Origin of the sequence: Corynebacterium sp. p3-SID1056 (assembly GCF_025152525.1) — a bacterium.
Lineage (GTDB): Bacteria > Actinomycetota > Actinomycetes > Mycobacteriales > Mycobacteriaceae > Corynebacterium.
Genome location: NZ_JALXXL010000003.1, coordinates 89,937 through 109,628, shown reverse-complemented (window position 1 = coordinate 109,628; position 19,692 = coordinate 89,937). Strand labels below are relative to the sequence as shown.

Below are 19,692 nucleotides of genomic sequence, written 5' to 3'. Positions count from 1 at the left end.
AGCACAGCGCCTCTGGTGGGCTTAGAAGGGCAGCGCGAGCCCGAGGGGCTGGGCGGCGTAGAACCAGCCAGCAAGCAGCGCGCCGACAATGGCGATGAGACCCAGCACCGTGGCGAGCACGTCGAGGCCTGTACCGACGTTGACCTGCGTGGTTTCAGTGGCCGCCTTGGCGCGGGCCGGCGTGTTGTCGCTGTCGGTAGAAACCTGGACGTTGATCACGGTGTTCGTGTCGTTGGTCTCGGCGGTTGCGGTGGTCTCGGCGACCGCGGGCTGCGCGGTGGCGAGCATGGCCGCTGCGGTCGCGGCGGCGGCGAACGTTTTCGTAGTCTTTTGCATACTTCTACTTCTAGCACCGGCGAAAAACCATATCCCTATTAGACGCGTGTGGTGTCGCTTCGGTTCCGTTTTGGGCTGAAAGTGCAATACTTCTCACACACGCTTGTTTGCGCAGCTCACGGGTGGTTATCGTGGGTGCCATGACACTCGTAGACGCATTGATCGCACAGGACCGCGCCGGCATCGCCATCGTTGCCGACGCGGCCTCGGCAAGCGTCGACGAGCTCGTTGCCCGTGGCATGGACCCAGACCGCGCCGAACAACTTTGTGGTGCCGCTGAAGTCTTCTTCGGCCCGGTGCGCAACAAGGCGGCGCAGGCGGCGTGTGTGGCCGCAGCACGTGACAACGAGCACCGCCTCGACACCCTGGCCTATATCGCACGCTCATCGCGGTCGCTGGATACCGACACAGACCGGTGGCACTACCGCCAAACCTTATGCGAAACCCAAGGCGACATGCGCCGCGTGATCAACCGGGCGAAAGCGCTGAAAAAGCAACTGAAACCGCCCGCCCCGCGCGTACCGAAGGCCTCGGTGACCTTCCACGACCAAGGGTGGTCGACGGTGCACATCACCGGGCGCACCACGGATGTGCTGCCGGTCTACCGGGCTGCCAACAACGACCCGCAAGCCTGGCTCAACGACACCCGCAGCGCCGGCGACGCGTCGTTGACCACGGTGCTGAACATGGACATCGGCGACTTCGCCCAGTGGCGCATGCGCGAAGACGGCGACGGAGAGATCGAAGTCCAGCTGACCAATGGTGAGTGGCTTACTGGTGCGCAGTTGGTCAACCGGAAGCTGCACGCCTCAGGCTATATCGCTCTGATCTCCGCCACGGATGGGCCGGTCAACCTCTACCCGGTGCGCCTTGAGCGCCACGCAAGCGGTAAGTTGCGCGCGTTGATGAGCGCGGATGGCACCACGTGTGCGTGGCCGGGGTGCAACCAGCCGGCGGACTTCTCGGAGGCGCACCACATCAAGGAGTGGGCGAAAGGCGGGGCGACCGAGATTGGGAATATGTGCTGGTTGTGCACCTATCACAATCGGCAAAACGGGCGGCCGAAACGCGGGCGGATGCAGCGCGTCGGCGGGCAGATCATGTGGCAAAGCCCCAAAGGCTACCTCTCACCCAGAGGCACACGCCACACCGACCCCACACGCCGACACGCCCGGCTTGCACACACCCCAGCAACAGGACCACCGGGGTAAGACTCACAACGCTTCACTGTCGCGCCACGCAAGCCAACGGCGAACGAGCCACCACTCGGCCAGGGCGAAAGCCCCAGCGAGCAGGCCCGGCCAGATCGCTGGCTCGGCGCGAAAGAGGTTGACCAGGCCCTGCACCAGCGCCACGAGCGCGAAGAAGCCGACGAAACCGATGATCGCCTGCCACATCAGGTCCTTGCGCTGGTCCATGCTAGCCCTTGACGCCGCCGGCGGTCAGGCCTGCGACGATGCGGCGCTGGAACACCAGCACCATGATGATCAGCGGCACCGTCACCAGCGAGCCGGCCGCCATGATCGCCGCGTAGGGGTACTCGAACGCGCTCGGTCCCGAAAAGCGCGCGATCGCGACGGTCACCGGCTCGGTCGCGGTGGTGGAGAGCTGGCGGGCGAGCATGAACTCGTTCCACGTCGTAATGAACGCGATGATCGCGGTGGTGAAAATCGCGGGCGCCGCCAGCGGCAGCAGCACGAGGCGGAATGCCTGGCCGCGGGTTGCGCCGTCGACACGCGCGGCCTCCTCGAGCTCCCAAGGTAGCTGCTGGAAGAAGGAGATGAGCGTGTAGACGGTCAGCGGCAGCGCGAACGAGATGTTGGGGATGATCATCGCGCGGTAGGTGCCGATCCATCCGAGGTCGCCGAACAGCTGGAACAGCGGCGTGACCAGCGCGATGCCGGGGAACATGGAGGCTGCCAGGATGATGCCGGTGACAATGCCTTTGCCAGGAAAATCGAGCCGCGCCAAGGCGTACGCGGTAAACACGCCGACGAGCACGGCGAGCGCCGTGGTGGTCAGCGAGATCAACAGCGAGTTACCGATCGCCCCGAGGAAGTTGTTGCCCTTGTCCGTGGCGAGCGCGTCGCGGAAGTTCTCCAGCGTGACGTGCGTGGGCCAGGGGGTGGTGTCGAAGGTGTGCGATTTGTCGCGCAGTGCGGTGATCAGCATCCAGTAGAAGGGGGCGAGCCCCCAGAACATGATGAAGATGACGCCTGCGTAGTGCCAGAATTTTTTCATCGCGAGCCTTTCTTGCTTTTCGACGCCTGCCTGCCTCCCACATCAGCGCCCAGGAAGCGAATCATGACGAAGGCGACAGTGAAGATGAGCAGGAAGATGAGCGTGGACAGGGCGGAGGCACTGTTGAAGTTGCCTTGGCGCATGTCCTCGACGACGAGCTGGGAGATCGTGGCGGTGGGCGAGTTGGAGGACCCGGAGATCATGATGACGGGCAGGTCGTACATCCGCAGCGCGTCGAGGGTGCGGAAGAGCACGGCCACCATGAGCGCCGGGCGCACTAGCGGCAGCGTGATGCGGGTAAACGACTGGATGGTGGAGGCGCCGTCGACGCGCGCGGCCTCGTAGACGTCCTTGGGGATCATCTGCAGGCCGGCGAGGATGAGCAGCGCCATGAATGGGGTGGTCTTCCACACGTCGGCGACGATGACCGCCAGGCGGGCGGCGGTGGGGTCGGTGGTCCACGCGATGTTGGCGCCGAGCAGCGAGTTGACGATGCCTGCGGGCGCGAACATGAACTGCCACAGCTTTGCCGTCACGGCGGTGGGGATGGCCCACGGGATGAGCACGGCGGCGCGGATAAGCGCGCGGATTTTCGACGGGTGGTTCATGACCAGCGCCATCGCCATGCCGAGCACCGTTTCGAGCACGACGGTGACGACGGTGAAGAACAGCGTGATGCGCACGGCGGGCCAGAAGTCGGTGGCGAGCACGCCGGGCGGGCAGGAGCCGACCTCGCCGGAGGCGGTCATGCAGCGGTTGGTCAGCCAGTACAGGTAGTGCTCGGTGCCGGCGAAGCCGCCTTCGGTGAACAGGCCGGTTGCGGGGTCGAGTGTCTTGTCGGCTTGGAAGGAGAGCCAGATGGCGCGCAGGATCGGGTAGCCGATGACGATGGCCAGCACGACCAGCGCGGGTGCGACGAGCGCGGCGGCTTTGCCCGCGTCGCCGCGGGGCTTTCGCGCTCGGGTGGGGGAAGCGGTAGTCATGAACCACACTCCAGTTCTTTTTTCGGGCATACGCGGGCAAAACGCCCGCGACCGTAGTGTAAACGGTGGCGGGCGTGAGCGACGAGGTGTTTAGGAGGCCTGCTTGATGGCAGAGGCCATGTCCTTCGTCGCGTCGTCGACGCTCTTGCCGGAGGTCAGCGCCGCGTACGCGTTGTCCTGGATGGCCTTAGAGATCGCCGGGTAGAACGGGGAAACCGGGCGCGGCTTCGCGTTCTCCAGGGATTCCTTCAACGCCGGCAGGTACGGGTGCTCCTCGATCAGCGCCTCGTCGTCGTAGATGGAGGCGAGCACCGGCGGGAAGGAGTTCTCCGCCAGGGAGAGCTGGTTTTCCTCGTTGATGATGAACTTCATGAAGTCCAGGGCGGTCGCCTTGTGCTTCGAGTTGACGTTGATGCCGTTGTTGTAGCCGCCCAGCGTGGACACGCCGACGCCGTCCTTGCCGACCAGCGGCTGGACCTCGAAGTTCAGGCCTGCCTCCTCGGCGTTGGCGTACATGTACGGCCAGTTGATGGCCAGGGCCGTCTTGCCCTCGGTGAACGCGAGGTTGGTCTCCTCCTCCGTGGCGGCGGTGGAGGACTGGGCGATGGTGCCGTCCGCGTAGGCGTCGACAAGCGCCTGGAGGCCCGCCTTTGCCTCATCGGACTCGACGGTGGGCTCGCCCGACTCGTCGATGACGTCGCCGCCCCAGCCGTTGATGAAGCCGAGCGTGTTGACCGTCAGGCCCTCGTACTGCTTGAGCTGGGTGGTCAGGCAGTCGGTGTCGCCCTCGACGGCCTCGCAGGCGCTGCGGATGTCGTCGAAGGTGTCCGGCGCTTCCTCGATGAGGTCGGTGTTGCGGAAGAGCAGCTGGCCGTTGGTGTTCTGCGGCAGCGCGACGAGCTTGCCGCCGTAGGTTGCTGAGTCAACCGTGGACTGCAGCAGGCCGGAGGTGTCGACCTCGTAGTCGCCCTCGAGCGGCTCAAGCCACTGGTTGGCGGCGAAGTCGGCGGTCCAGACCACATCGAGCGCCATGACGTCGTAGTCGTCGTTGCCGGCCTGCAGTGACTGTACGAGCGTGTCGCGCTGGTCGTCCGCCTCACCGGCGAGCTCCTTCAGCGTGACCTCCTCGTCCGGGTGCTCGGCGTTCCACTTCTCAATGATGGGGATGAGCTTGTCGGTGTCGTTGCGGCCCATCGCGAAGGTGATCGGGCCGCGGCCCTCACCCTCGGCCGCGTCGCTGGACTCGGCCGCAGTGGAGTCAGCCTCGGTTGAGTCCGTGGAATCTGCGGAATCGTTCGAGCATGCGGCAAGCGACGCGCCGGCGAGTGCGATCGCGCACAGTGCGGCACCAGTCTTGCGGGAAGCGGTGAAGTGCATACGGAAACCTTTCGTAGTTACTGGTTTCTCACAATGTATAAGCCGCACCCGTACCGTGCACGGAAATTTCCGGTTTTTCCCACCAACGGGGGTAGGTGGCCTAGCTCTCGCCGAGGACGCGGTCGATCTTCTCTGTGCGCATGATTTCTTCACGCCTGTCTGCAGAAATGGGGCCAGCCGAGGCGCAGACGGAGCCGCCTGCGGCGAGCGGGGCGAGCACGAAGTCGCGGAACTCGGCTGCGGTGCGCCACCCGGGAACCCAGTACCTCTCAGGCCCCAAGTCGGGGGTGGCGAAGTCGGTCAGCTCCGGGGAGGCGCCGAAGTATTGGTCGCCGTAGAAGCGCACCGTGGGGCCGAAGTCGACGGTGCCGAACGGCAGCTCGCCGCCGGCTTCCACGACGCCGCGGCCGAAGGGATCGTCGGAAACGACGACGCAGTCCGGCACCTCGGCCCAGCGCGCGGCATTATCGACGGTGGTGAAAACGACGGCGGGGGTGGCGTCGGCAAGCAGCTCGGGCGTGAACACGGGCACCCGGCCGGAGTTGTACGCGCCAAGCGCGATGACGGCCGACTGCCACGAGGTTGGCAGGTCGATGGCGATGGGGGTGTCGGCGCCCAGCTCAAACTCCTCGTCGAGCAGGTTGGCGACCTTGCTGGCCCAGTTGTCCAAGGTCTGGGCGGAAAACTCCATGCGTGCGCCCCGCGCCTCGTCGTAGACGGTCAGGCGCGGGCTGGCAGGGTCGGTGCGAAGAAGGGGCGAGAGCATGCTCATGCCCGCCGATCATACGTGGAGCTAGTTCACGCAGCGCGGCCCATCGCCGCCCGCGTCGATTTCCGGGCCGGTTTCCGCGGCGCCGAAGTCCTCGCCAGGCGTGCCGACCGGCGCATCCGAGCTGGCCTCCTCGCGCTCCTCCGGGCTAAGTAGGGCAGGGCCTGCGTAATCCGCGGCGATCACCACGATGAGGCTGCCCGCGTCCACGTTCGCGTTTGCGGTGACGGGGATGCCGCCGAGGCGCTCGGCGAGCTGACGTGCGGCCGGGTCCTCCGGGTTCGCGGCGACGATCTGGCTTTCCCAGTACACGCCGTCCATCGCGTTGGAGACGTCGGCGACGCGCATGCCCTCGTCGGTGAGGTAGTCGCCGACAGCGCCGGCCTGGCCGGTGCCTGCGCCGGCGTTGAGGATGTACAGGCTCAGGTTCTCGAAGCCGGCGGCGGTGCCTTCGCTGCTGTGATCCTCGGTTTCGCTGGTGGTTGTTTCTTCTTCCTCCGGCTCGACGATCTTCTCCATGAAGCGGTGCACTTGGCCGGGGTCCACGGTGACGATGGATTCGCCGTAGTCGCCCGTACCGTTGACCGAGGTCACCGGGATCGTGGTGAAGGTGACGTTGCCGCCGCCCAAGCCAGACATCTGCTGCGCGAAGCGGACGACGTCCCAGCCGCGGTCCAGCGTGACCGAGCGCTCCGCCGCATTCGACAGCTCGCGCAACGTCGCCGGGTTGGTCAGCGTGCCGGCCGACAGGATTTTCTGCACCAGCGAGGCCATGTAGGCCTGCTGGCGCACGATGCGGTCCAAATCGCCGCGCGGCAGGTCGTGGCGCTGGCGGACGAACGACAGTGCCTGGGTGCCGTCGAGTGTCTGCTCGCCGGCGGGGAAGTTCGCGCCCGAGAGCGGTTCGTTGACGGCGGCGTTGAGGCAGACGTCGACGCCGCCGACGGCGTCGGTAAGCAGCACGAAGCCGAGCAGGCCGACCTGTGCGAAGTGGTCGACCTCGACGCCTGTGAGGTCTGCGACCGCGTCGATCAGCCCCTCCTGGCCGGCGCGCGCGACTTGCTGCTCGAGCTGGGCGTCCTCGGAGGCGCCGTCGGCAAGCAGCGCTTCTCGCTTCTCGCCCGCGTGCGCCCCGTAGACGCCGTTGATCTTCATGTTGCCGTAGTCATCCGTGTGGACGTAGGTGTCGCGCGGGATGGAAATGGCGGTGGCGCGCGAGCCGTCCTCGGGCACGCGGATGATCATGATGGTGTCGGTGTTGATCTCGCCGTCGGCCTCGCCGGCGTTCAGGCGCGCGAGCTCGTCTTCAGAAAGCGGGTTGCCCTGCGCGTCAGTGCGCGAATCCGAGCCCACCAGCAAGATGTCGACCGCGCCGTCGAGCACCTCTTCCTTATTGCGCTTCTTGCCGCCAATATTTAGCTCGGAGGCAGACAGCTGGTTGTCGAGCTGGCCGACGGTGAAATACCCCACACCGGAGACGAGCAGCGCAATCGCGGAGGCAGCCGCGAGTACCCCCTTGGCTACGGGGTGGCCCGATTGCTTCAGATCCCTCGCACGGGAGGGGGCCGGCTGGATGTCTCGGGCGCGCCTGGGGTTGTCGTTCACGGGCAGCATTATACGTCATGGCTGCGGCATTGAATGCGCGGCTTCGTGCGCCGTACCCGGTTTTCGGCGCGGCAGTCGGTATGCTGAGCGCATTGTGAGAAACGACGAAGGAAGACGCCAACCTGCTTTGGCCGTGGTGACGGTGACGTTTTCACCGGGCGAGCACCTGACACAGCTCGTGGCCTCGCTGGAGGAGGCGACCGGCCGCCAGGTGCTGCTGGTGTGCGCCGATAACGGCTCGACCGATGGGGCGCCGCAGGCGGCGGCCGAGCGCTTTTCCCACGTGGAGTTTCTCCCTACCGGCGGCAATATCGGCTACGGCGCGGCGATCAACGCGGCCGCGCGCGCCTTGCGGCCGAGGCGGGCGCGCGGGGAGATCGACCCGGAGGCGTTTTTGGTGGTCAACCCCGATGTGCAGTTCCGTCCGGGCAGCCTCGACAAGCTTATACGCTGCCTGCATGCGACGCCGCGCGCGGGTGCGGCCGGCCCGCGGATCGAGGAGGCCGATGGTTCGGCGTACCCCAGCGCGCGCCAGGTGCCGGGGCTTGCGGTGGGCATCGGGCACGCCTTGCTTTACGACGCCTGGCCGTCCAACCCCTTCAGCACCGCCTACTTAGCCGAGGCGGATATGGAGGTGCAGCGCGAAGCGGGTTGGCTCTCTGGCGCGTGCTTGCTGGTTCGCTGGGAGGCATTCGAGGAAATCGGCGGCTTCGACGAGCGCTACTTCATGTACTTAGAAGACATCGACTTCGGGGACCGGTTGGCGCGCGCTGGCTGGAGCAACCTGTACTGCCCGTCGTCGGTAATTCTGCACGACCAAGGCCATGTGGCGCACAAGCACCGCAGGGTGACCGTGCCGGCGCACCACGTGTCGGCCTACCGGTTCCAGCGGGACCGGCACCCGAAGTGGTGGCAGGCACCGCTGCGGTGGGGACTGTGGGTCGGTTTGAAGCTGCGAAGTGCGTTGCAGCTGCGTTCGCGCGGCGCACAACCGCACAACCGCACGACCTCACAACACGGAAGTGAAGGATGAAAACCATGGAACACGTTGAAGCACACCCGGAGAATACGGACGCGGTCATCCTGGTTGGCGGTCGCGGCACGCGACTGCGACCGCTCACGGTAAACACGCCGAAGCCGATGCTGCCGACGGCCGGCTACCCATTTTTGAGCCACCTGCTGGCACGCATTAAGGCGGCCGGGATGCGGCACGTGGTGCTGGGGACGTCGTATAAGGCGGAGGTCTTCGAGGAGTACTTCGGCGACGGCGCGGACTTCGGGCTGGAGATCGAGTACGTCGTGGAGGAAGAGGCGCTGGGCACCGGCGGCGCGATCCGCAACGTGGCGGAGAAGCTGCGCTACGACAACGCGATGGTTTTCAACGGCGATGTGCTCTCGGGCGCGGACTTGAGCGCGATCTTGGGCACGCACGCGCAGCACGACGCGGATGTCACGCTTCACTTGGTGCGGGTGCCCGACCCGCGCGCCTTCGGCTCGGTGCCGACGGATGCACAGGGCAACGTCGAGGCGTTCTTGGAAAAGACGGAGGACCCGCCGACCGATCAGATCAACGCGGGTTGCTACGTGTTTAAGCGCAGCGTGATCGACACGATTCCTGCCGGGCGCGTGGTGTCAGTGGAGCGCGAAGTCTTCCCGGGCCTGCTTGCCGACGGGGCGAAAGTCGTCGGGCACGTCGACTCCTCCTACTGGCGCGATATGGGCCGCCCGGACGACTTTGTCGAGGGCTCTTCCGACATGGTGCGCGGCATTGCCTACTCGCCGCTGCTCGAGGGGCACACGGGTGAGTCCTTCGTGGACGAGTCTGCCGGTGTTGCCGGTGGCGTGATCCTGATCGGCGGCACGGCGGTGGGGCGCGGCACGGAGATTGGTGCCGGCTCGCGCGTCGACGCTTCCGTGATCTTTGACGGGGTGACGATCGAGCCTGGCGCGGTAGTGCGGAATTCGATCATTGCCTCCGGTGCGCGCATCGGCGCGAACGCGCGGATTACCGACTGCGTTATCGGCGAGGGCGTGCAGATCGGCGCCCGCTGCGAGTTGCAGGCGGGTATGCGCCTGTGGCCTGGGGTGAACATCCCGGATTCGGGGATTCGTTTTTCGCCGGACGCCTAAGGCGCCTTCGGCAGGGGAGCGACACGCGGTTTTGTGCAACTAGTTACCCACAGCCGTGGTGCCTACTACATGTTGTACCCCCGCGAATTACCCCCATTCCGTCGGTCGTGTTGCGTGTGTGACTCGTGTGGCGAATGACGTGGGCAATGTGCCGAAGTCGCCTCCGAGTTGCCGGATTATGTTGCGGCTATTTAGGGGTTCAGTGTGTAATCGCTTGTGTAATCACATCGACGTGAGTTGATGACTGCGCCCCCGCCCGAGGCCGTCCGGGAGGGGGCGTGACACCCCGAAATACAGGTAGGACAACAACGGAAGGAGGGGGAGGCGTGGAAAATAAGGCAAATAACGCCAACGTTCGTGGTGCGACCGCGGACGGCATGACCCTCGAGGAGTTGTTTGGCGCTGTCGAGAAGGAATGGCAGGACCAAGCGCTGTGCGCGCAGACTGATCCGGACGCATTCTTCCCGGATAAGGGCGGATCTACTCGAGAAGCGAAGCGCATCTGCAAGGCCTGCGCCGTGCGCGACGAGTGTCTTGAATACGCGCTGGAGCACGACGAGCGCTTCGGCATTTGGGGCGGGCTCTCGGACCGTGAGCGCCGCCGCCTGAAGAAGCAGATCGGTTAAAAGGGAAACGCGTCGTCGATATCGCGCGGGTCCAAATTGAGATAGTTCGCTACAAGAGCAGTCAGCACCCAGTTTAGGAGTTCTGACTGCTCTTGTGCTGTCTTCGCCCGGCGCTCGACCGGGCGGCGGAAGACGACCAGGCGAGGGCGGGTGGGTGCCCCGTGGCGATCGACCCCGGCCGGCAGCACGCGGCCGAGGGGGACAGGGCCGTCGGCGACCACCTCGTCGGGAAGCACTGTCATATTGGCGCGCAGGCGCATTCGCGGGATGGTGTCGACCGCGAGGTCCACGCCGGCCAGCTGCTCCGCGTAGGCGTTGTGGAGCGGCGCGTAGGTCTCCAGTACGAGCTGGTCGAAGGCGGTCTGGCGCGTGCGGTAGCGCGGTACCCCCACGGGGAGCAGTGGACCCTGTGGCCCGCGGCCGTGGCGGTCGCGGGCGGCGCGCAGATGCAGGGGCGCGGCGGGCCGGGAAGAACCGTTCATGGCTCCACATCCTAGGGTCAGTGGGGGCGGGGGATGGAGGGGCGCGCCGCGTTGCACTTCACAAACCTCAAGGAGGGGTTTAGACTTGGGCGGCGTGAATACATTCCGTCGTTGCTGTCGTCCTGGCTGCGGTCGCCCCGCCGTGGCCACCCTGATCTACGCCTACGCGGAATCTACAGCCGTGATTGGCCCGCTCGCGGTGGAAAAGGACCCGCACGCCTGGGACCTGTGCGAGAAGCACTCCGCGCACATCACGGCACCCGTGGGGTGGGATATGGTGCGCGTCGAGCGCGTCGACATCGAAGAAGAACCCGAGGCCGAGACGCCCGACGAACACTTCGACGACTTGGAGGAATCGGAGCTGACGGCGCTCGCCGAGGCGGTGCGCGAGGCGGGCCGCGTCACTACCGGGCTGGTGGACACCTCCGCGGACCCCATCGAGTACTCCGCAGCCCACGACTTCAACGACCCCGCCACCTCGAACCACCCGGTGCACCGCACGAAGCGGATCGAGGCCCACGTTGCGGCGCACAAGGCGCAGCGGCGCGCGCATTTGCGGGTCGTGCCTGACACTGTGCCAGACACTGAACAGGAGTAGCCAGCGCGTAGAATATCGCGCATGGCAATTGCACATACCGAAGCATCCCTGAAGAACGTGATCAAGGCGTACGACGTGCGCGGCGTGATCGGCGAGACAATCGACGCCGACTTTGTCCGCACCGTCGGCGCCGCCTTCGCCCACATCCTGCGCGGCGAGGGGGAGACCACGATCGCTGTCGGCTACGACATGCGCCCGTCCTCGCCTGAGCTGGCGCAGGCCTTCGCTTTAGGCGCGACCGCGCAGGGCCTCGATGTGTGCATGCTCGGTCTGACCAGCACGGACGAGCTCTACTTCGCCGCCGGCACCCGCAATTGCGCCGGCGCGATGTTCACCGCCTCCCACAACCCGGCGCAGTACAACGGCATCAAGCTGTGCCGCGCGGGCGCCACCCCGGTCTCCACGGACACTGGCTTGGGCGAGATCTCCCGCATGCTTCTCGACGGCGTCCCGGACACCGACGCCACCAGCGGCACCATCACGGAGGAAGACGTGCTCGCCGACTACGCCGCGTTCTTGCGCAAGCTTGTCGACGTGCCCACGCGCCGCCCGCTCGTCGTCGCCGTCGACGCGGCCAACGGCATGGCCGGGCTGACCGTGCCGGCCGTGCTGGAGGACATGGATATCCGGCCGCTCTACTTCGAGCTCGACGGGACCTTCCCCAACCACGAGGCGAACCCGCTGGACCCGAAGAACTTGGTCGACCTGCAGAAGTTCACCGTGGAGCAGGGCGCGGACATCGGTCTGGCCTTCGACGGGGACGCGGACCGGTGCTTTGTGGTGGATGAGCGCGGGGAGCCGGTGAGTGCGTCGTCGATAAGCGCACTGATCGCGCGCCGCACACTGGCCGCGCACCCGGGCGCGACGATTATTCACAACCTGATCACTTCGCAGGCGGTGCCTGAGATCATCGCTGAGCACGGTGGCACCCCCGTGCGCACCCGCGTTGGCCACTCCTACATCAAGGCCGAGATGGCGCGCACCGGCGCTCGCTTCGGCGGCGAGCACTCCGCGCACTACTACTTCGCCGACTTCTTCAACGCCGATTCCGGGCTGGTCGCGGCGCTGCACGTGCTCGCCGCGCTCGCGGAGCAGGACGCGCCGCTGAGCGAGCTGATGGCCGAGTACAACCGCTACGCAGCTTCCGGCGAGATCAATTCGGAGGTGAGCGACCAGGAGGCGGCAACGCAGCGCGTCATCGACGCCTTCGCCGCACGCACCGCCAAACTCGACCGCCTCGACGGCGTCACCGTGTGGCTGAAAGACACCAAGGCTTGGTTTAACGTGCGCGCTTCCAACACGGAGCCGCTGCTGCGGCTGAACGTCGAGGCGGAGACCGCGGCAGAAGTCGATGCGTTAGTTGAGGAGATCCTGGGAATCATCCGCGCCTGAAGCTTGGCTGCGTAAGATCGCGGGGTATGAGCGACTACTACGAGGGTGCCGGCAACTACGACCGCGAAACCGTCCGCTTTTTCGACATCGCCCACGAGGGTGCGCAGGTCAGGGCGGTTATCGACGTGTTCGGGTCACTGGACAGACTCCACGGACTCCACCCGCGCAGCCTGGTCGTGCTCACGACCGACCAGATCGCGCGCGCTGCTGCGAACGCGGTAGTACAGGTCCGCGCGACGCTGCCGCTGCCGGTGGTGGTCACCGATACATTGCCGGGCTACGTGGGCGCGCTCGACGTGGTCGTGGTGGTCGGTGACGCCGCTGAACGCGATGCCGACCTGCGCGCGCTGGTCACCGCCGACCAGCGCGGTGCCGCAACCATCCTCGCCGGTCCCGCGCGCGGGCCGATCGTGGACGAGGCACCGCGCTCCACCGTGGTCGTGCCCGCTTTGCCCACCACGATGGGGCCTTCGCCTGCGCGCACGATCGCTGTGGTCGCCGCAGTCCTCGACGCGCTCGCAGCTCGCGCGGTCGACGCAGACGTCCTCGTGCAGCGCTACCAGGTGCTCGCAGATGAGATGGACGCCGAGCTCACCGCAGTCTCCCCGGAGCGCGACGAAGACGTCAACGCCGCCCGCCAGCTGCGCGCATTCGTTCGCGACGCGCGCGTGGTTCACACCGGCCTGACACCCCACGGGGAAGCGCTTGCGCAATTGGTTGCCACGTTGTGGTCGTGCCGTGGGTTGGCGAGCGGCGTCGTCAGCTCCGATGAACTCCCGCAGGCCCTCGAGCTCGCGCGCGGTTCGCGTGCTGCAGCAGACCCCGCAGTAGACGATCTCTTCCACGATCCATTCCTAGATGGCCCGGTGGAACTGGTACCGTTGAAGGTCGTTTGCTGGGCGCAGCCGGACGACGCAGCACCGGCCGGGCCCAATATGCGCGCCGAGACCGTCGCCTCGCAGCACCTCGGAGAATCCGCCGCGGCGCTGCGACTGCTGGCGCGCGCCTACGCCGTGACCGCGCTCGATGACCCGGCGCTCTAAGCGTCACGCGCACATAAGAGACATACGACAGGAACCGACAGAAACGAGGCACGACCACCGATGGAGCACCTACAGGGGGCCTTGCGCACCTACACCTGGGGCTCGCGCACGCTGCTCGCAGACCTGCGCGGCACCGCTTCCCCCGCCCCGAACCCGGAGGCGGAACTGTGGTTCGGCGCACACCCGGCGGCTCCGTCCACCATCGACGGTCGTGGCCTGGACGAGCGCATTGCCGACGATCCGCGCGCGGCGCTGGGTGAGCGTGTCGTCGAAAAGTTCGGCGAGCAGCTGCCTTTCCTCCTCAAGCTTTTGGCGGCCGGGGCACCCCTGTCGCTACAGGCGCACCCGTCGAAGGAGCAGGCCCGCGCGGGCTTCGAGCGGGAAGAGGACAGCGGTCTCGACCTGCACGACCCGCGCCGCAACTACAAGGACCCGAACCACAAGCCGGAATTGATCGTGGCGCTCACGCCCTTCCAGGCGCTGGCGGGATTCCGCCCCTTCACCCAGACCGCCGAGCTGCTCGAGGTCCTCGATGCCCCGGGGCTGAACCGGTACACCGCGATGGTGGATCCCGCGGACGAAGAGGCGAGCCTGCGGGCGCTGTTTACCACCCTGGTTTCCCTGCCGCGGAAGGCGGCGGTGGCGCTCGTGGAGGAGGTCGAGCACAAGGCTCGCGTGCTGGTGGAAGCGCGTCCTGCGCGCCTCGCAGACTGGATGCACGACGTGCTGGCGATGTACCTGGAGCTGGTCGAGGCCTACCCGGGCGATATCGGCGCGCTTGCGGCGCTCTTGCTCAACTACTTCAACTTGCAGCCCGGTGAGGCGTTGTACCTCGACGCGGGCCAGTTGCACGCCTACCAGCACGGGCTCGGCGTCGAGATTATGGCGAACTCCGACAACGTCTTGCGAGGCGGCCTGACCTCAAAGCACGTGGACGTGCCCGAACTCGTGCGGGTCCTGAAATTTTCCGCGCTCACCTCGCCGCGCCCGCAGACGCAGCCCAATGCGACCGGCGAGGAGTTTCTGCTGCCGATCGAGGACTTCCGTCTCAGCCGCCACCGCCTGAGCGCGGAGGCGACGCTGAAGGTAGAGACCGACGGGCCTGCGATCGTGCTGTGCACCAGCGGCGAGGCCGAGGGCAGCGCGCCCGGCGGAGCGACGTGCGCGCTCCGCCCCGGTGAGGCGGTGTGGATCCCCGCCAGCGACCCGCGGCCCGAGTTCCGCGCCCGCCAAGGCGGGCAGGCGGAGCTGTTTTACGCCAGCGTTTAGCCTCGCCCTACTTCTTACGTTGAGCTGCCGAGCTCGCCGGGGGCGCAGGCGTCGTAGATGACCACGGCGGCGGTGACCCCAGCGGCGATGAGTGCGACCCCAGCGGCCAGGCTCGCCAGGTTCATCCGGGCATTCCGCAGCTGCGCGTTCAGCGCTGCGGCCTGCTCGGCCAGGGCTGGGTTGAGGATGCCCAGCTGCTGTTGCAGCTGCGTGTTCGCCAGCTCCAGCTGGCGCGAGACCTGCTCCGCGATGTCGCTCAAACCCGGGATAGCGGTCTGGGTAGCGATACCGAGCGGGATCAGCGCCAAAAGCGGCAGGCCAAAGCCCACGCCGGTGGCGATGCACTTGCCGGTATCAATCTTGGCCGGCGGGGTTTGCGTGTCCTTCGCCGCGACCTCGATGGTGACAGTATCGATCACGCCACCCGCGCTGTCCTTGACCTTTGTGACGATCAGGTCGCCGGGAATGGCCTGCTCCTGCACCACGATGATGAGGTTGCCGCCGTCGTCGATGCGGGCCTCGCCGGGCCCATCGACGTCGACAATCAGATCCTCCGGGACGAAGCCGCCGCGGTTGGGGAGGCGGACGCTGTCGCCTGGGGTCAGCGGGCCGTCATCAACGGTGAAGTCCCAGTTCGGGCTGGCCGCGTCCTGGAGGAATGGGTTGGAGCCGTTGGAGATTTCGTCCGCGTTCGTGATCCCGTCGCCGTCGGCGTCCCCATCGGGCGACGTCACGGAGGTACCGGACTGGTCGACCATCTCGAAGGTGACGTCGGCGAAGTAGCTCGAGCCGTCGGGGTAGCTAAAGCGTACCGACGCTTCGGGTGCGATGACGGGGCGCAGCGCGGCGACCAGCGTGTCCCAGTCGCGCGTATCCGTGTTCGCGAGCTCGGCGAAGTGCTTGGACAGGTCGCGGATGCTCGGGGCCTGGGCGTGCACGCGCGCGTCCTCGTCCACGCTGAATGCCCAGCCCGGCGCATCGTCCGGGAAGACGCCGAGTACCTCGGTGCCTTCTGGCATCGCATCGGTACCGTAGGGGCGCGGCGAGGTTGCTTTCTTGCTGGGCTTGACCGGGACGGTGTCTGTGCCAAAGGACGGGGTGCGCTTTTGCGCGGGCGTGCGCAGATCCTTCTTCACCGTTACTCGCACCGCGCCGAGGTACCTGGCCTCTCCATCGAGGACAGTCACGGTGATCGGGGTGCCTGGCTCGGCGTCCTTTTCTGCGGTGATCCGCAGGTCGCCGGACTCGGTCATCTCGGCGGTCGCGGGCCCTTCCACAACAACGACGGCACCGGGATCGGGGATGCCGCCAACGTTCGGCACGGTGACAAACTCGCCGGCGTAGACCTCGCTGACGTAGCGTGCATCCCAGCGTGCTGGCGCCTCCGGCACGACCTCCGGGTCGAAGGGGTTGGAACGGTGCTCGACTTCCTTGCGGGTGGCGTGCGTGTCACCGTCGGCGTCGCCATCCGGGTCGAGGATCGGGCGATCGTCCTGAGCATTGAGCTCGAAAACGACGCTTTCAGTGTCCACCGTGCCGTCTTCGTAGACGAAGTCCACGAAAACCTCGGGTTGCGCCATCGAATGGAGCACGGTCTCGATGGTCTCCCAGTCCACGTCCGTCGCAGCGGTGAGGCGGGCGTAGTGCTGCGACATCTCCTCCAGGCTCGGCGCAGTCGCCGTGATCACTCCGTCGCCGTCGATGTCGAAGGTCCAGCCGACGGCATCTGCCGGGGTCTTAAGCACGGTCGCTGTGAGCGTGTCCGGGGCGGCGCCTTCGAAGGGCTGGTTTGTCGACGCCTGCGTGTCGTGGTTCACGGTCTGCGGCGAGGAGTACTTCGGGCGGTAGAGGCTGTTATCGGCAGGCGGTTCCTGCACCTTCACCGTGGTCTTCACCACGTCGGTAGTGCCGTCCTTGTAGGTGACCTTGATGCTGGGGTAGTAGGTGCCGGCCGTGTGGGTATCCGGGGTTTCGTCGTTGTCGACAAACTCGATCTGTGCCTGGAGCTCTTCGGGGTTGTCGATCGCGTCGCTGGCCTCGAGCTCGTCGCCGACCGTGAGGGTGAGGGGGCGCGTGACCGGTTCCCTGACCTCGTTGAGCGGGCGCGGTGTCACCACGAGTGTGGTGCTGACGTGGTCCCGCGAGCCATCCGGGTAGGTCACCACGATGGTGACGTCCTTGTCGCCGGGCACGTTTGCCTGCGGCGCTTGGTCGTCCTCGTCTTTCGCAAAGTCCGCGGTGGTCCCGCTCGGGAGCTCACCAAGGTTCGTGATGAGGAAGCGCGCCAGACGAGCATCCAGGGCGTTGCCCACCGTCACGCTATGTCCTTTGCGGGCGACGGGAGCGTTGAGGTCCGCGAGCGTATTGACCGGCAGTGCGTAGGAGCGTGCTTCGCTGAGCGAGTCGTCGCTGATGGTGAGCGTGACAGTGCCCTTGGCATCGTTGCCCGGGGCAACCGAGATGTTGCCGTCAGCGTCGATCTTCAGCGCATTCGCTGGGATCGTGCCGGTATTGCCGTCCTTATCCGTCCACGTGGCGCTGAGCTGAGGCTGCTTCCCGCCGGTGACGCGCAGGCCCGTTGGCTGCGAGTCCTCGCTCGGGTTGAGCGCGCTGGGCGTGCCGGTTACAGCGGCGGTGGTGCCGAGGGTGACGTCCTTGGTCACGGTGCCGATGCTGGGGTCGGTTACAGTGACGGTGATCGGGCCTTGCGCTTCGGCGGTGGGGTTGAGCTGGACCGAGCCTGCGTCGTCAAGCGTGAGGCTCACGGGCTTGCCAGCTGCGTCCTTCGCGGTGACCTTGGTCAGGCCGTCGTGGATATTGTGGATGCGGATCCGCGCGGACTGCTCGCCGCGGTCCGGGTACACAGTGGCGCCGCTGGCGACCACGGTTGTGGTGGTACCGAGGGTGATTTTCTTGGTCACGGTGCCGAGGTTGGGGTCGTGAATAGTGACCGAGATCGGGCCCGTGGCCTTGTCAGTCGGAGCAAGTTCGACCTCACCGTCGGCGTTGAACCTCGCGACGACGTCGTTGCCCGCAGCGTCCTTCGCGGTGACCTCGGTCTTGCCCTCAATGACCTCCTCGACGGCAACGCCGGCAGGCTGCGGCCCGCGCCCCGGGTAGACGGTCTTTTCCCGGTACACGGTCACCGGGAGGTAGACGGCGGGGGAGGTGGTGCCGTCGGCGAACTGCGCCTGGACGGGGACGAAGTGGGTGCGGTGCGACTCGCCGCCGAGCAACGCCTCGTTCGCCCCCGGCTCGAGGTGAATCACGGGTGTGCCGTCGACGTTTTCAATGCTCGCCCATTCGCGGAAGTTCACGTCGCCCTGGACGCTCGGGATGAAAAACTGCGTGCCCTCGGGCGCGTCGACCTCCTCGAGCTTGGGGTCGAGCGTGTCGACAAAGCGCGGGATGTCGGCCGTTTCGCTGCCGTGTAACCCGACGATGGCGGCACCGTCGAGCACGGGACTGTACTGCCCGGCGTTGTCTACCGCGCCGATGTACAGCGGCAGGTTGATTGTGTCCCAGGAACGGCGAGATTCGTCTTCAGAGTAGTTGAAGGTAATCGGCAGCTCGACGTAGCCGAGCGGTTCGTTGCCAGCAGTGATGTGAATGTCGGAAAAGATCCGGTACTGCTTTTCGGCCTCCGGGTCCTTGTTGACGGGGAACTCATATGGGTTGTACTCGATGCGAATTTGGGGGTCGCCGTCTGCGCACGCGCTGTCCGACGCACTGGCATCGCAGAAGCGGTTTGCCTTGTTTTCATCGTTGGCAAACTGCGTATCAAACTTGGCGCGGGCGTTGACGGGCACTGCGCGCTTCTTGCCTTCGATCTGGAGCGTCTCGGTCAGCGGGTCGCCGTTGGCGTCGGTCATCTGCGGCCAGTGGCTGTCCACGTGCGCGGGGTTCGACGGGTCGAAGTTCCGGTCGTTCGCGTCGACTTCTTCCGTATCGCCGTAGCGGATCAGATCACTCCACGCCACACCGTCAATTTCCTCCGTCTCTCCCGGCTGCAAGACCAGCGGGTGGCGGGGGAACTTCGGCTGGTAGCGGACGTAATCGGGAAGCTGGTCGTAGCTTAAGGCGTCTTTCTCACCGACGTAGAGAGTGATGTCGGTTGTGAAACTGCCCCGCTTCGGCGCGGTTGCTTTAACCAGGAGCGTGTAGGCACCGGGCGCGGTGCCTGCGGGTACCGTGCCCTCCACGCTGCCGTCGGTGTTGACGCTCGCCCAGTCCGGGTTCACGCGGGCGTCGTCACTCGGCGCCCCCTTTTCGTAGGTGATCTCTTTAGGCGGCGTACGGCGGACTGCTTCGGGGTAAAACTCCCAGTACTCGGGCGCGGCAATGCTGAAGTCCTCGCCTGGGGAGGCGGTGTAGTAATTCGCGTAGGTCGGCTGGTAGCTCAGAAACCAGGGGAGGACCGATTCGCTGTATCCCTCGACGCCGATGTGCTTGCCATCCTCGTACGCCGGCAACGCGGAAGCCTTGTCCGCGCGCGTTTGCGCGTTGAGCTCCCCGGTTGCCTCTGCTGCCTGCGCGACAAGCGCCGTCGGCGCGGGGATGCTTACCGCCGCAGTGCCAGAAATCGCCAGTGTGGCCGCCATCGACGCAGCGAGTGCAGGACGCAGGTTGAGCGATCGGGGAGAGGAAAACGGCCGCATGGAATTCCCTTTCTGAAGCTAACGGCGGGACGTGAGGCAAGGTGCGACGCCTCTGCGCGGCTCGACATTCCGTATGGGAAAGCTGTGCAAAGGTGATGGCAGCTTGGAGTGACCTTAAAGAGTCTTCAGTAGCGCATGGTACTTCATGCGCGGTGGGAAGGGGACGCGAGATGTCAGTCGCGT

17 protein-coding genes are annotated in these 19,692 nt (G+C 66.2%); 8 read left to right on the top strand and 9 right to left on the bottom strand.

Annotated elements, in window-relative coordinates:
* Positions 1-21 precede the first annotated feature (21 nt).
* Complete coding sequence (locus M3G14_RS03975) at positions 22-336, bottom strand: hypothetical protein (RefSeq protein WP_259924801.1); 315 nt, start codon at positions 334-336, stop codon at positions 22-24.
* A gap of 140 nt (positions 337-476) precedes the next feature.
* Here M3G14_RS03975 and M3G14_RS03970 point away from each other — a divergent pair, with 140 nt between their 5' ends.
* Entirely contained in the window at positions 477-1,547 is a 1,071-nt protein-coding gene (locus M3G14_RS03970) for an HNH endonuclease signature motif containing protein (RefSeq protein WP_259924800.1), read from the top strand.
* Between the two features lie 3 nt (positions 1,548-1,550).
* Here M3G14_RS03970 and M3G14_RS03965 read toward each other — a convergent pair whose 3' ends face one another.
* From M3G14_RS03965 to M3G14_RS03940, 6 genes are all read right to left on the bottom strand, one after another.
* Positions 1,551-1,754, bottom strand: a complete 204-nt coding sequence (locus M3G14_RS03965; RefSeq protein ID WP_259924799.1) for a hypothetical protein — start codon at positions 1,752-1,754, stop codon at positions 1,551-1,553.
* Position 1,755: 1 nt separating this feature from the next.
* Complete coding sequence (locus tag M3G14_RS03960; RefSeq protein ID WP_070789818.1) at positions 1,756-2,577, bottom strand: carbohydrate ABC transporter permease; 822 nt, start codon at positions 2,575-2,577, stop codon at positions 1,756-1,758.
* Positions 2,574-3,560, bottom strand: a complete 987-nt coding sequence (locus M3G14_RS03955) for a carbohydrate ABC transporter permease (RefSeq protein ID WP_259924798.1) — start codon at positions 3,558-3,560, stop codon at positions 2,574-2,576. Before M3G14_RS03955 ends, M3G14_RS03960 begins: the two co-directional genes overlap by 4 nt.
* Positions 3,561-3,650: 90 nt before the next feature.
* Entirely contained in the window at positions 3,651-4,937 is a 1,287-nt protein-coding gene (locus M3G14_RS03950; RefSeq protein ID WP_259924797.1) for an ABC transporter substrate-binding protein, read from the bottom strand.
* 100 nt (positions 4,938-5,037) lie between these two features.
* Positions 5,038-5,709 (bottom strand): TIGR03089 family protein, encoded by a 672-nt coding sequence (locus tag M3G14_RS03945; RefSeq protein ID WP_259924794.1) that lies wholly within the window; start codon positions 5,707-5,709, stop codon positions 5,038-5,040.
* A gap of 21 nt (positions 5,710-5,730) precedes the next feature.
* On the bottom strand, positions 5,731-7,320 hold the full coding sequence (locus tag M3G14_RS03940) for an LCP family protein (protein ID WP_259924793.1): 1,590 nt from the start codon (positions 7,318-7,320) through the stop codon (positions 5,731-5,733).
* Positions 7,321-7,405: 85 nt separating this feature from the next.
* Between M3G14_RS03940 and M3G14_RS03935 the strand changes: the two genes are divergently transcribed.
* From M3G14_RS03935 to M3G14_RS03925, 3 genes are all read left to right on the top strand, one after another.
* Positions 7,406-8,344, top strand: a complete 939-nt coding sequence (locus M3G14_RS03935; RefSeq protein ID WP_259924792.1) for a glycosyltransferase family 2 protein — start codon at positions 7,406-7,408, stop codon at positions 8,342-8,344.
* A 5-nt stretch (positions 8,345-8,349) separates the two neighbouring features.
* Complete coding sequence (locus M3G14_RS03930) at positions 8,350-9,441, top strand: NDP-sugar synthase (protein ID WP_259924791.1); 1,092 nt, start codon at positions 8,350-8,352, stop codon at positions 9,439-9,441.
* A 326-nt stretch (positions 9,442-9,767) separates the two neighbouring features.
* Positions 9,768-10,067: a WhiB family transcriptional regulator gene (locus M3G14_RS03925; RefSeq protein WP_038588811.1), complete on the top strand. Its 300-nt coding sequence runs from the start codon at positions 9,768-9,770 to the stop codon at positions 10,065-10,067.
* Here the strand turns inward: M3G14_RS03925 and M3G14_RS03920 are convergent.
* Positions 10,064-10,549 (bottom strand): metallopeptidase family protein, encoded by a 486-nt coding sequence (locus tag M3G14_RS03920; protein ID WP_259924790.1) that lies wholly within the window; start codon positions 10,547-10,549, stop codon positions 10,064-10,066. The genes M3G14_RS03925 and M3G14_RS03920 overlap by 4 nt on opposite strands.
* Before the next feature lie 94 nt (positions 10,550-10,643).
* Between M3G14_RS03920 and M3G14_RS03915 the strand changes: the two genes are divergently transcribed.
* From M3G14_RS03915 to manA, 4 genes are read left to right on the top strand one after another with little or no spacing between them, the layout of a single operon-like run.
* The gene (locus M3G14_RS03915) at positions 10,644-11,147 is read left to right on the top strand and encodes a DUF3499 domain-containing protein (protein ID WP_259924789.1); all 504 of its coding nucleotides are present in this window, start codon (positions 10,644-10,646) and stop codon (positions 11,145-11,147) included.
* 21 nt (positions 11,148-11,168) lie between these two features.
* Positions 11,169-12,539, top strand: coding sequence for a phosphomannomutase/phosphoglucomutase (locus M3G14_RS03910; RefSeq protein WP_259924787.1), 1,371 nt, complete (start codon positions 11,169-11,171; stop codon positions 12,537-12,539).
* A 26-nt stretch (positions 12,540-12,565) separates the two neighbouring features.
* Positions 12,566-13,582 (top strand): hypothetical protein, encoded by a 1,017-nt coding sequence (locus M3G14_RS03905; RefSeq protein ID WP_259924786.1) that lies wholly within the window; start codon positions 12,566-12,568, stop codon positions 13,580-13,582.
* Between the two features lie 60 nt (positions 13,583-13,642).
* Positions 13,643-14,851 (top strand): mannose-6-phosphate isomerase, class I, encoded by a 1,209-nt coding sequence (manA, locus tag M3G14_RS03900; RefSeq protein ID WP_259924785.1) that lies wholly within the window; start codon positions 13,643-13,645, stop codon positions 14,849-14,851.
* A gap of 14 nt (positions 14,852-14,865) precedes the next feature.
* Here manA and M3G14_RS03895 read toward each other — a convergent pair whose 3' ends face one another.
* Positions 14,866-19,509 (bottom strand): Rib/alpha-like domain-containing protein, encoded by a 4,644-nt coding sequence (locus tag M3G14_RS03895; protein WP_259924784.1) that lies wholly within the window; start codon positions 19,507-19,509, stop codon positions 14,866-14,868.
* Between the last annotated feature and the right edge of the window lie 183 nt (positions 19,510-19,692).

Coding starts and splice junctions, on each gene's coding strand:
- M3G14_RS03920 (WP_259924790.1), bottom strand. CDS start 10,549: ATGAACGGTTCTTCCCGGCCCGCCGCGCCCCTGCATCTGCGCGCCGCC.
- M3G14_RS03945 (WP_259924794.1), bottom strand. CDS start 5,709: ATGAGCATGCTCTCGCCCCTTCTTCGCACCGACCCTGCCAGCCCGCGC.
- M3G14_RS03965 (WP_259924799.1), bottom strand. CDS start 1,754: ATGGACCAGCGCAAGGACCTGATGTGGCAGGCGATCATCGGTTTCGTC.
- M3G14_RS03955 (WP_259924798.1), bottom strand. CDS start 3,560: ATGACTACCGCTTCCCCCACCCGAGCGCGAAAGCCCCGCGGCGACGCG.
- M3G14_RS03975 (WP_259924801.1), bottom strand. CDS start 336: ATGCAAAAGACTACGAAAACGTTCGCCGCCGCCGCGACCGCAGCGGCC.
- M3G14_RS03930 (WP_259924791.1), top strand. CDS start 8,350: ATGGAACACGTTGAAGCACACCCGGAGAATACGGACGCGGTCATCCTG.
- M3G14_RS03895 (WP_259924784.1), bottom strand. CDS start 19,509: ATGCGGCCGTTTTCCTCTCCCCGATCGCTCAACCTGCGTCCTGCACTC.
- M3G14_RS03940 (WP_259924793.1), bottom strand. CDS start 7,320: ATGCTGCCCGTGAACGACAACCCCAGGCGCGCCCGAGACATCCAGCCG.
- M3G14_RS03910 (WP_259924787.1), top strand. CDS start 11,169: ATGGCAATTGCACATACCGAAGCATCCCTGAAGAACGTGATCAAGGCG.
- manA (WP_259924785.1), top strand. CDS start 13,643: ATGGAGCACCTACAGGGGGCCTTGCGCACCTACACCTGGGGCTCGCGC.
- M3G14_RS03960 (WP_070789818.1), bottom strand. CDS start 2,577: ATGAAAAAATTCTGGCACTACGCAGGCGTCATCTTCATCATGTTCTGG.
- M3G14_RS03905 (WP_259924786.1), top strand. CDS start 12,566: ATGAGCGACTACTACGAGGGTGCCGGCAACTACGACCGCGAAACCGTC.
- M3G14_RS03970 (WP_259924800.1), top strand. CDS start 477: ATGACACTCGTAGACGCATTGATCGCACAGGACCGCGCCGGCATCGCC.
- M3G14_RS03950 (WP_259924797.1), bottom strand. CDS start 4,937: ATGCACTTCACCGCTTCCCGCAAGACTGGTGCCGCACTGTGCGCGATC.